At 37.4% G+C, this 11,465-nt stretch carries 10 protein-coding genes; 2 read left to right on the top strand and 8 right to left on the bottom strand.

The window, feature by feature from the left end:
* Positions 1–343: 343 nt before the first annotated feature.
* On the bottom strand, positions 344–1,027 hold the full coding sequence (locus ABDZ84_RS09300; RefSeq protein WP_026682595.1) for an amino acid ABC transporter permease: 684 nt from the start codon (positions 1,025–1,027) through the stop codon (positions 344–346).
* A 13-nt stretch (positions 1,028–1,040) separates the two neighbouring features.
* The gene (locus ABDZ84_RS09295; RefSeq protein WP_026682594.1) at positions 1,041–1,919 is read right to left on the bottom strand and encodes a transporter substrate-binding domain-containing protein; all 879 of its coding nucleotides are present in this window, start codon (positions 1,917–1,919) and stop codon (positions 1,041–1,043) included.
* 366 nt (positions 1,920–2,285) lie between these two features.
* On the opposite strand from ABDZ84_RS09295, the gene ABDZ84_RS09290 reads away from it, so the two are divergent.
* Positions 2,286–4,202 carry a heavy metal translocating P-type ATPase gene (locus tag ABDZ84_RS09290; protein WP_026682593.1) on the top strand — a complete coding sequence of 639 codons (1,917 nt, stop codon included), beginning with the start codon at positions 2,286–2,288 and terminating at the stop codon, positions 4,200–4,202.
* A 1-nt stretch (position 4,203) separates the two neighbouring features.
* Here ABDZ84_RS09290 and ABDZ84_RS09285 read toward each other — a convergent pair whose 3' ends face one another.
* From ABDZ84_RS09285 to ABDZ84_RS09275, 3 genes are read right to left on the bottom strand one after another with little or no spacing between them, the layout of a single operon-like run.
* The gene (locus tag ABDZ84_RS09285) at positions 4,204–5,028 is read right to left on the bottom strand and encodes a YihY/virulence factor BrkB family protein (RefSeq protein WP_034679543.1); all 825 of its coding nucleotides are present in this window, start codon (positions 5,026–5,028) and stop codon (positions 4,204–4,206) included.
* Between the two features lie 57 nt (positions 5,029–5,085).
* Entirely contained in the window at positions 5,086–5,382 is a 297-nt protein-coding gene (locus ABDZ84_RS09280; RefSeq protein WP_026682591.1) for a hypothetical protein, read from the bottom strand.
* Positions 5,383–5,394: 12 nt separating this feature from the next.
* The gene (locus ABDZ84_RS09275) at positions 5,395–5,868 is read right to left on the bottom strand and encodes a low molecular weight protein-tyrosine-phosphatase (RefSeq protein WP_026682590.1); all 474 of its coding nucleotides are present in this window, start codon (positions 5,866–5,868) and stop codon (positions 5,395–5,397) included.
* Between the two features lie 258 nt (positions 5,869–6,126).
* Between ABDZ84_RS09275 and ABDZ84_RS09270 the strand changes: the two genes are divergently transcribed.
* Complete coding sequence (locus ABDZ84_RS09270; RefSeq protein WP_026682589.1) at positions 6,127–7,479, top strand: alanine/glycine:cation symporter family protein; 1,353 nt, start codon at positions 6,127–6,129, stop codon at positions 7,477–7,479.
* A gap of 367 nt (positions 7,480–7,846) precedes the next feature.
* On the opposite strand, the gene ABDZ84_RS09265 is transcribed toward ABDZ84_RS09270, so the two are convergent.
* The 3 genes from ABDZ84_RS09265 to ABDZ84_RS09255 all read right to left on the bottom strand — a co-directional run bounded on the left by ABDZ84_RS09265 (position 7,847) and on the right by ABDZ84_RS09255 (position 10,841).
* Complete coding sequence (locus tag ABDZ84_RS09265) at positions 7,847–8,521, bottom strand: SOS response-associated peptidase (RefSeq protein WP_343781223.1); 675 nt, start codon at positions 8,519–8,521, stop codon at positions 7,847–7,849.
* A 22-nt stretch (positions 8,522–8,543) separates the two neighbouring features.
* Positions 8,544–9,539, bottom strand: coding sequence for a glutaminase (locus ABDZ84_RS09260; protein WP_026682587.1), 996 nt, complete (start codon positions 9,537–9,539; stop codon positions 8,544–8,546).
* 543 nt (positions 9,540–10,082) lie between these two features.
* A complete protein-coding gene (locus ABDZ84_RS09255) occupies positions 10,083–10,841 on the bottom strand; it encodes a lysophospholipid acyltransferase family protein (protein ID WP_080668746.1) in 759 nt (252 codons plus the stop codon).
* Between the last annotated feature and the right edge of the window lie 624 nt (positions 10,842–11,465).

Below are 11,465 nucleotides of genomic sequence, written 5' to 3'. Positions count from 1 at the left end.
CCGAACGCAATCCAGCCAATCAGCTGCATAGTATAAACTCTAACTTTTGGGGGTAACCACCTAATTAGTTGGTGATTAATTATCGTTCGTTTTTTGATTAGAATCATTCATTTAGCACCTGAAATAAGCGAGACTCCGGCGGGAACAGCACGAGTCCGAGGATCCACTTGGTAACGTGATTTTCTTTACCAAGTTAGCTGAGGCCGTGCCCGCGAAAAGCAATTATAGTTTCACGGTGCGGCGATGATACTCCTATTGATCATATGATTATTCGTATTTTGAGTAAAGAAGTTGCGTTTTGTTCTAGCCTCGTTTTATTCAGAAATTTATAGCTTCCAAATAATTATAAGAACTTGCTATATCGTATTTCTAATCGTTCTTGAATAAATGAGATGACAATACAAATTGACCAATAAATCAATGCAACCAATATATACATGGTCATTGAATCGAATTCTCTCCCAGCTACAATCTGTGTCTTCTGAAAAAGCTCTGGAACAGTGATGACAGCAGCTAATGACGTTGCTTTAACTATATCCATAAAGACATTTGTCAAAGGTGGGATGGCAACTCTGGTAGCTTGCGGTAAAATAACCTTTCTTAACGTTTGCCAATAGTTTAAATTAAGTGCTTTAGCCGACTCCCATTGACCCTGATCAATACTATTTAAAGCTGAACGATCAATCTCCGCGATATAAGCAGCACTATTCAAACCAAAACCTAAATAAGCAGCCGTTATTGCAGTTAATTCTATCCCAATAACTGGCAGTCCAAAATATAGAATAAACAGAAAGACGAGCATTGGCGTTCCACGCATAAATGAAATATATACTCGTGCTGGTAAGTACCATAGCGGATTATTAGCTCCTCTCGCTAAAGCAAGGATCAAACCAAGCACTAACCCTATCCCCATACCGACGACAGATACGAGCAGTGTCATAGGCAAGCCACCTAAAACAAATGGTAGGCTCTCTATCGCTAATTCGACATCAAATAGTTCAGCTAAATCCAATCCATTCACATTCATCTAGGTTGTCCCCTTACAAGTCGAGGCCATCTATTTCTTTAATTTCTCCCTCAGGTTTCTGCGATGCATCTTCTTTATAGAACTTTTTCGCTAATTCCGTTAATGTACCATCTTCACGCATTTCTGTTAATGCCTTATTAATCTCTTCAGTAAGCTTATCAGCACCTTCGGGAATTACCACAGCCTGTTCTGTAGGATGAAATTTCAAATCTGGGTGCAGATGAATATCAAAATCTGGAAAACCAGCTACGCCAAACTTAGATAGGTAGTAGTCGTTCACAATAACATCTGTTCTTCCATTATGAACATCACGTAAATAAGCTTCGTTTGGTGCATTCCCATATGTAACAACTTCTGCACCAAAATGCTCAGCAATTTGACTGTAAATCGTAGTTGCTCCTCCACCAGCCTTTTTACCCTTTAAATCTTCAAGTGATTCAATACCAGAATTATCTTCTTTTCTTACTACCATTGTTGAATAAGAGTATTTGTAAGGATCACTAAAATTGAATTCTTCTTTTCGTTTATCTGTTGTTTCAATATCATTTGCAGCAACATCAATCCTTCCACTCTTTACTGCTGGAAGCATACTATCAATACCCATAATCTCAAATGATATATTAAGATTTAAGCGATTTGCCACCTCTCTCATTACCTCTACATCATATCCAGTTAACTGTTCTTGCTTTTCCTCATCACCATCATAGTATGAAGCAGCTATTAATGTTCCAGAAGTGCCAACCACTAACTCTCCTGCTTCTTGAATATCTTCCCACCTTTTATCTGTTACACCTTTTTCTCCTTCACTGTTATTATTCTCATCACTTTTTCCGCAAGCGGCAAGAATTGCAATTAAAATAAATAATGAAAGCACTAATCTAAATCTACTCAAAACTATTCCCCCTTGTTGTTATATTTATTAATTCATATAGATTGTAACAGTTTTCGGTTAATTTTTACAATAGATAATGTGAAACTTCAATCTGCGGGGAGTTTTGTTTATCCCCCACTGATTGGTAGTATCACAAGGGTATGACCTAAAGGCCTTTGAACCAATCAGACATTTACTGACAGTTGTCCCCCCCACTTACATATTGGTTTCACATTATTGCTTGAAGTGGAGGTCTTACTGCGGGATAAATTTTTCCGTTTTATGTCTTGACTTTATTTCATTCGATGGTAATATAATAACATATACTAATTAATAATTATTATAAATTAATAACTGATTTAAATTAACTTTTTGGAGGTGTACTGCATGACTGCAGAAACTAACACATGGAATAGTCCAATGAAGCAACCAGCTAAAGCTTCATTTATTATTAATAAACTTAAAGAACATAAAGAATTAATCGCGGCCTTATTAAGTGGCATACTTATATTATTTACATGGACTTTCGAATCCTATATCTCTTATCAGCTCTGGGTAACGCTTCACTTAATTGCTTTTACGATTGGCGGATATGCCAAAGCAAAAGAGGGGATAACAGAAACCTTGCATAACAAAGAGCTGAATGTAGAGATGCTTATGATCCTAGCTGCCATTGGTTCTGCAGCTATTGGCTACTGGACGGAAGGTGCTGTCTTAATATTTATATTTGCATTATCTGGAGCCTTAGAAACGTACACGATGAATAAAAGTCATAAAGAAATAGCCTCATTAATGGAACTGCAGCCAGAAGAAGCACTTCTTATCAAGGATGATCGTCGAGAGGTTGTCCCTGTCTCCAGCCTTCACGTTGATGATCTTATTTATGTACGAGCAGGTGAAAGGATTCCCGTAGATGGAACAATTGTTCAAGGAAATACATCCATTGATGAGAGTGCTATTACAGGAGAGTCTATTCCTGTTTATAAAGCAAATAACGCAGATGTGTTCGCGGGGACTATAGCGCTAGATGGTTCTATATCTATTCAAGTAACAAAGCCTGCAAATGAAACGTTATTTCAAAAAATTGTCCAAATGATTCAATCCGCTAAAAATGAAAAATCGCCGTCTCAATTATTTATTGAAAAATTTGAAGGGGTTTATGTAAAAGCTGTATTAGCGGCTGTTGCAATTATGATGATTATTCCTTATCTAATTTTTGGGTGGACATTACAGGATAGTATATACCGCGCAATGATTCTTTTGGTCGTTGCATCACCTTGCGCACTTGTCGCATCTATTATGCCTGCAACTCTATCAGCGATATCAAACAGCGCAAAATCTGGGGTGTTATTTAAAGGTGGGGTTCATATCGAAAATATTAGCCATATTCGAGCTATAGCCCTCGATAAAACAGGTACACTCACGAATGGAAAACCAGAGGTAACTGATTTTTATGTACATCCAGAACATGATAAACAAACTATTCTATCTACTGCAATGGCAATGGAGCAGGAATCTACCCATCCATTAGCAAAAGCGATTATCCGATTTTGTCAGGAACAGCATGTTACCATAACTAGTGAAATAGATAATGTGACTACACTAGCTGGTAATGGAATCGCAGCAATGATAGATGAAGAGAAATGGGAGCTAGGTAAACCAGATTATATTGGAGAGGATAAATTTTTTGCTGATAGAGCAAATAAACTGGCTGAGGAAGGTAAAACGGTCGTATTTGTGAAAAAGAAGGATCAAATCGTGGCATTATTCGGCATGAAGGATACGGTTCGAAAAGATAGTATCAAAGCAATCAAGCAATTGAAGAAACAGGGAATTTATACTGTTATGCTTACAGGAGACCATGAGTTAACAGCAAAAGCAATTGCCTCAGAAGCAAAAATAGATCGTTATGTAGCAAACTGTATGCCTGATGAAAAACTAGAGCAAGTGAAAAAAATGAGAAGTGAATTTAGTAATGTAGCGATGGTTGGAGATGGTATAAACGATGGTCCAGCCTTAGCGACTGCAAATGTTGGGATAGCGATGGGTGAAGGTACAGATGTTGCATTAGAAACGGCAGATGTAGTGCTCATGAAAAATAACTTATCTAAAATCACCAATGCTATTACGCTTTCTAAAAAGATGAATAAAATTGTTAAACAAAATATTGTCTTTTCACTTACGGTAATCATCCTACTCATTTTGTCTAATTTCATGCAGATTCTCGACTTACCTTTAGGAGTAATAGGACATGAAGGAAGTACGATTTTAGTTATACTTAATGGTTTACGGCTGTTGAAATAATTTACTTCAACAGCCTGTTTTTTCGGATAACCGCATTAATTATTCCACCCGTCATAATAATTATCCCTGATAAATAGAACCATATCATTAAGGCGATCACTGCACCGAGACTACCGTAGGTTGCAGAATAGTTGCCGATGGTACTAACATAGTATGAAAAGCACAGTGACACGAGTTGCCAAGCGATGGTAGCAAACAAAGCGCCAGGAATTACATTCTTTACATATATCCGCTTATTAGGAGCCAATTTATAAAGTGCTAGGAAAACGATTAAGAAAACAATCGAGGAAACAACCCAGCGTAATGCCCCCCATACTGTCAGAAAGCCTTCGGACAAACCAATAAATGAAAAAAGATAAGCACCAACGGTTCTTCCAAAAATAGGTAGTAGCAAAGCGATGATGATAATAGCTACCATTGCAATAGTCAACACAATGGCGATTAAACGCGATACAATGAATGGTCGGTTTTCTTCTACTTTATAAGCATGATTGAATCCACGCATTAATGAATTTACTCCATTAGATGCTGCCCACAGAGTAGCTATAATCCCAAAAGAAAGTAAGCCACCATTTTGCTGACGAATTAATTGCGTAACGTTTGTAGTTATTAGCTCAACTATCTGTGGTGGTGCATAATCTGAAATAATATCAAGCACAGCTAGTTCGTCAATCGGAAGATAGCCAACCAATGTAACTAGAAACAATAGGAAAGGAAATAGTGACAATAGAAAGAAATAGGCAAGTTGTGCAGCTAAACCAAAAACATCTACTTCTTCCATACGTTTATATAGCTGCTTTCCAAACTTCATCATATCATTTTCCATTGTCACACTCCCTAACAATCATCAAATCCACATGTCAATGGTATTTTGTGATTTCCTTTATTCTATTCGGTTGGCTTCATTTTTATTAGCAACTTTATCTAGAGTTGCTTCTACTTGCTCAAGAGCATCTATTGTTTTCTCAGCTCCAGTTGTAAAGTTCCGATTAAACGTATCAAATACAGTTCGAATAGAGTGAACAGCTTCGGAAGGATGCTTCATCAAATAACTTGTACCTGATTTAGCAGTTGAAAGCTTTTCTTTACTATATGATCTCGTATCTTTATCAAATAATGTAACTAATCCCCCTACTGTTGCTCCAATCATTACACCTAAAAATAATTTTCGTTTTCCCATTAAAATCACTCCTTAACTTATAGCATGTTCTTCTTTTAAATATTCCAGTAGCTGACGGCATCCCGTTGAAACTAACCTATATGTATAGTCAAAGTTCCCCGTAAAATACGGATCAGGAATGCTGTTTTCTTCTGGATCACTCACAAAATCCATTAATTTAGCAATCATTACGTTATCCTTTTGTCCAACTAATTGGAGCAAATCTTCTTTATTTTGATCATCCATTGCAATAATATAATCAAATCGTTTGGCATCGTCTGCATTTATTTGTCTTGCAATCAATCCATCGGAAGAAATATTGTTTCTTTGTAAAATTAATTTGGTTTCATGATGCGGTTCTTCACCTATATGCCAACTACCAGTCCCTCCTGAATCAACCCGGATTTGATCGGTTAAATTAGCTTGCTTTATTAATTCGCGGAATATCGCTTCAGCCATTGGCGATCGACAAATGTTTCCTAAGCAAACAAACATTACTCGAATCATCATAACACCTGCTTTGCATTTATTTCTATTATAAGCAACTTCTATGGTGACAGGCAAAGGTTTCTATCTAACATCGTCTACTAACTATTGAATAAGAACTGTTCTTTCCCTTTCATTTTGGCTTCAAATAGCTATTAAACAGCATTTACAATACCTATTTCACCAAATTAATTTCTAGTTAATTCTCTAAAATCCCTTGACATGCGTTTGTATTTTTCGGAATATTTAATATAAGTATAAAAAGGGGGGAAAGAAAAAATGATGGATATCATCGAAACTATAAGTGGCTTTGTATGGGGGCCGCCAACATTGATACTAATTGTTGGAACAGGTTTGTATCTAACGTTTCGTTTAGGTTTTTTACAGTTTCGCACACTACCCTATGCGTTAAAGCTAGCATTCAGTCCTGCTAAACAAGATAAAAAATCCAAAGGAGATATTAGTCATTATGAAGCATTAACAACAGCAATGGCAGCAACGATTGGAACTGGGAATATTGTAGGTGTTGCAACTGCGGTCGTGCTCGGAGGGCCAGGTGCTGTATTTTGGATGTGGATATCTGCATTATTTGGAATGGCTACTAAATATTCCGAAGCTATTCTCGCCGTTAAATATCGAGTTGAGAATAGTAAAGGTCAGATGTCTGGTGGACCGATGTACTATTTAGAAAAAGGGTTAAATGCAAAATGGCTAGGCATTATATTTGCAATCTTTGGATCAATTGCAGCCTTTGGAATTGGAAATATGGTGCAATCCAATTCTGTATCTGACGCCCTTCAAGGGACATTTAATGTACCAACATGGGTAACAGGTATTGTACTTACCATACTGGTAGGACTAGTTATACTTGGAGGCATTAAAAGCATTGGCAGAATAACCGCTTTCTTTGTTCCGATTATGGCCTTATTTTATATCATTGGTGGATTAATTATTATGGTTATGAATATTGATCTTATTCCTGGTGTTGTTGGACTAATTTTTGAAGATGCATTTACTGGTAGTGCAATTGGCGGTGGTATTTTAGGTACGGTTATCCGCTATGGTGTTGCACGCGGTGTCTTTTCAAACGAAGCAGGTCTAGGTTCAGCTCCAATTGCTGCCGCTGCAGCAAAAACAGACTACCCTGGTCGTCAGGCATTGGTATCCATGACACAGGTTTTCATTGACACCATTATCGTTTGTTCCATCACAGGAATTACAATCGTAATGGCTGACATGTATCAAGGCGGGCTAGATGGTGGTGATTTAACTGCTGCCTCATTTGCGGCATTCCTCGGAGATACAGGTGGATATATCGTTACATTTGGTATCATTCTATTTGCTTTTTCAACCTTAGTAGGATGGTCTTATTACGGAGAAAAATGCTTTGCGTACTTATTCAATGATAAAGCCATACCGATTTATCGTGTTGTATTTGTATTAGCTGTATTATATGGGTCAATGGAAAAACTAGATATTGTATGGGGAATATCAGATATTATGAATGCATTAATGGCTGTGCCAAACCTAATAGGACTATTAGGTTTATCTGGAGTAGTCGTCTATGAAACAAAGAAATTCCTGAAGGTAGCTAAGGAGGAAAAAGAACAAGCTAAGGCAGAACAAGGATAATAATCTAGTAATGACGGGAAAAGTCAAACAATACATGATCATACGAAACGTAGTCAACATACGTTGACTCCTTGAAAAAGAAGAGCGCTTTTTCCGCGTGGGATGTATGCTACCAAAGCCCTTCTTATCCTGCGGGAAAGCACAAGTTCAAAGACTCTAAAAAAAGCGATTTGTGCTTTTTGAAGAGACTGAGGTCGTGCCCGAAAAGCGAAGGTTTTGATAGACCGATAATAGAACCTTTTTGAAGTAAACACATAGGGGCTGAGACAAAAGACATGATTTTTTCGTATTTTGAGTAAAGAAGTTGTGTTTTGTCCCAGCCTCTATTCCTATCTAAATAAAATACGTTTGTCCTAGCATCACCAATTTATGCAGAAGTAATTGGCTGGATACATTGTTCATCATTGTGTTTAGCAGAATTAACATACTGTTGAACAGCATAGGATTTCAACGCTTCTTCTTGAAGTGACTGTAAAAATCGTTGGGTATCCTCAGGTTTTTGCTTGGTCGGCTTTATCCATGCATCTTCCTTTTCAACTGGCAAAATAATTGGCATGCGGTGATGAATAGCTTCCACATATTTATTAGCAGCTTTTGTTAGTATAGTACAAGTAAAGAGTTCATCATCCCCGTACCCCCACTTATCCCATAAGCCCGCAAAAGCAAATAACTTACGATCTTTTATTTGTATTCGCTGTGGTTGTTTACCATTCTCCGTTTTCTTCCATTCATAAAAACTATCAGCTATTATCATACATCTTTTCTGCATTAATAACTGTTTGAAGCTTGGTTTATGATGAGCCGTTTCACTACGAGCATTTATCATCTTATACCCGATTCTTTCATCTTTCGCCCACCTAGGTATAAGTCCCCAGCGTAACAACCCTGCCCGTTTCTGCTTGCCATCATGTATAATGGCTAAGATCCTTTGTCCAGGTGCAATATTATAGCTTGGTTCATAATTTTCAATAGCTTCTTGATCCAAGTCGAATGTGGTTAAGATTTCCAACTCATCTGCCAGTAGCGTATATCTCCCACACACAGGCTCACCTCCATTATTTTTACTAGAACACACTCAGGTCCCACTTCGTTGCAATATGCCTTAATAATTTTATTCCTGCAATACTATTGCCTTTGTCATCTAATGAGGGACCGTAAACTCCAATTCCACATCCATCTATAAAAGGTAATTCCTCGTCACGCACTCTTGGTGGCGCAACTGCAATAATCCCCCCTGAGACACCACTTTTCGCAGGAATACCTACATAAGCAGCGAACTTACCAGATGCATCATACATTCCACAAGTTAACATTAGTGCTTTAGCCAATCTGACTATCTTACGAGGAATAATTTCTACACCTGAATTAGGATCAATTCCATCATTAGCAAACACCCTGCCAATAGTAGCTAAATCATCAACCGTAATCTCGATTGAACACTGCTTAAAATAAGTTTCTAAGGTTATATTCATATCTGATTCTAGGTAATCTAACTCTAATAGATAATAACCAATTGCACGATTTCGAATCGATGTATCTCGTTCTGATTCATACACATTAATATTTAATGCTGGACGATACCCTAACATCTTTTCTAATAATATAAATAATGGCTCTAGTTTCTCATCAGACGTTTTACCATTCAACATGGAAGAAACCGTGATCGCTCCTGCATTAACAAAAGGATTAAACGGCTTCTTTAATTTTCTCATTTCTAAATGCATGATCGAATTAAATGCTTCTCCTGTAGGTTCTACATCCACACGATCGAGGACATAGGAGACGCCTCTCTCCATACAGGCAATAATAAAACAGAATACCTTCGAAATACTTTGTATTGTGAAAGGAATGTCTACATCCCCAGATTTTATAGTTACCCCATTATTTCCTACTATAGAAATTCCTAAATGATTTGGATTGGCCTTATTTAACTCTGGAATATAAGAAGCAACCTCCCCATCCCTAGTCTGCTTTTTATAAAATTTCACCCAATCATCCACATAGCTTTGCAACCATTCTTGTGTTATCTCTGTATTCCAGTTCACTGTTCCTTGAACCACTTCTATCACCTCAGTATTAGTATATCTAATTCTTCCAAAATGAAACTACCTGTACATGGATATAAAGTGAAACTTCAATCCGTGGGGAGTTTTGTTTTTCCCCACGGATTGGTAGTACCACAAGGGTATGACTTAAAGGCCCTAGAATCAATCGGGCATTTACTAGCAGTTGAATCCCCTCTTATCCACATTTGGGTCATTTTTTTCCTTGAACTCGGGGTCTTACTGCCAGTTATATGCGGGGGATAAATGCTAGAAGTATGATGAAGCTAGAAGTTGCTACGATGCAAGGATATGCTGACGAGGTTCATCATGAGTTAGAAGTAGCAAAGGATATGCCATACTACGGTACATAATGAAATTTAATATGAAAAAATCATGTAAAACAGTCCTCTCGTAAGCTTTTTTACCAACTTATCAGAAAAGCCCTTTATACATTGTTAATAAGTAGTACTCTCTCTTAACGAAAAAACGTTTATATAAAGTAAACCTTCAATCAGTTGGGGTTTTGGTTATTCCCACTGATTAAAGGTTTACTTTCATCTATGTAGTCGACACTTGTTGGTCACCGCTTGACGTCATCCGATCATCTGCACCATCTATTTGCAATCGCCTTTTTATAACACTCTGAACTTGTTCAGCGATCTCTGAAGAGTTTTTTCCATTATACTCTTCTGGAAATATTGCATCTTCAATCGTCAATGTAACCCATGATGGACTTATTCTGCCATTTCTTTCCTCAAACATTTGATAAGTACCATCAATTGCAACAGGTACGATAGGTACATTAGCCTTTAATGCTAATTGGAAGCTTCCTGGCTTAAAGGGATTTAAGCTACTTCCTCTACTTCTTGTACCTTCTGGGAAAATGACCATGGAATGACCACTTTTCAAATTTTTTATTCCTTGGTGAATTGCTTTAACAGATTGTCTTCGATCCGTGCGATCAATGAATACACAATGTACTAATTCCATCCATGAAGCTATTATTGGAAGCTTTTGTATTTCTTTTTTGGCTATAAATCCAACCGGCTTTCCAAGATGCCCAAGTAACGTTAAAATGTCGAATAAGCCTTGATGGTTCGCTACAAATAAAACAGGTCCCTTTGGTAATTTTTCCTGACCATTGACCATAACCATACTGCCAGTTCGCTTCATTACTTTCCTTGATACACTTCTTGGCTGAATAAAAATTTCTTCTTTCGTTAGTTGATTAACAGATTTTTGTACTCGTTTTAATTGAAAATACGTTCCGAGTACAAGTAAACTAGCATATATGTATATCTTGATTGTTCGTATCATTCAATTCACTCCCTTCTCTTCACCACAACATATTATACAGCAATAGGAATACTACATAAAACAGTTACACATCAAAAGTATTGTAATTATAGAGCTTGAGAATCCAAAGTGTATACCCGCTATGTTCAGAAACGACTATTCTTAAAAATTGCTGTATAAAAAAATGGAACAAATGAACGTAGCCTCCGTAAATACTTGACTTGCTCTGAACCATGAACAAAAGCGCAAGTGCCCGATTAGAAACGTAGCGCCTGGATCGAGTCAACGGAGATAAAGAAATCACGGTGAGCTTGCAAGCCAATGATGACTTAGATTAGGGCGATTCGTGAAGTCGCATCATTTCTGGATGCTGGAGCTGGACGCGGCTCAGCACGACGATATTTATCTACATTTTTAAATTTTATAATTTCCTAGACTATTAAAAAAACTGAGCAAAATTCGCTCATTCCTTATCACTAAATGCTCCGATTTACGCTTCCTCTAGTAGCTATTATGGAATAATAGCTACTGCTTGCTTGACCACCACTCCAGCTGCCCACTTCCCTTTCCGTGGGATTTGTCCTTCAGCTAACTTTTTTAGCAAAACCCGCTCAAAAAAGTGGATCTTCAGGTCAAACATTTCCC

Origin of the sequence: Virgibacillus salarius (genome assembly GCF_039521925.1) — a bacterium.
Lineage (GTDB): Bacteria > Bacillota > Bacilli > Bacillales > Amphibacillaceae > Virgibacillus > Virgibacillus salarius.
Note: the sequence above shows the minus strand (reverse complement) of the source record. Positions and strands in the feature narration are given on the sequence as shown.

Coding starts and splice junctions, on each gene's coding strand:
- ABDZ84_RS09300 (WP_026682595.1), bottom strand. CDS start 1,027: ATGAATGTGAATGGATTGGATTTAGCTGAACTATTTGATGTCGAATTA.
- ABDZ84_RS09290 (WP_026682593.1), top strand. CDS start 2,286: ATGACTGCAGAAACTAACACATGGAATAGTCCAATGAAGCAACCAGCT.
- ABDZ84_RS09285 (WP_034679543.1), bottom strand. CDS start 5,028: ATGGAAAATGATATGATGAAGTTTGGAAAGCAGCTATATAAACGTATG.
- ABDZ84_RS09280 (WP_026682591.1), bottom strand. CDS start 5,382: ATGGGAAAACGAAAATTATTTTTAGGTGTAATGATTGGAGCAACAGTA.
- ABDZ84_RS09275 (WP_026682590.1), bottom strand. CDS start 5,868: ATGATTCGAGTAATGTTTGTTTGCTTAGGAAACATTTGTCGATCGCCA.
- ABDZ84_RS09270 (WP_026682589.1), top strand. CDS start 6,127: ATGATGGATATCATCGAAACTATAAGTGGCTTTGTATGGGGGCCGCCA.
- ABDZ84_RS09255 (WP_080668746.1), bottom strand. CDS start 10,841: ATGATACGAACAATCAAGATATACATATATGCTAGTTTACTTGTACTC.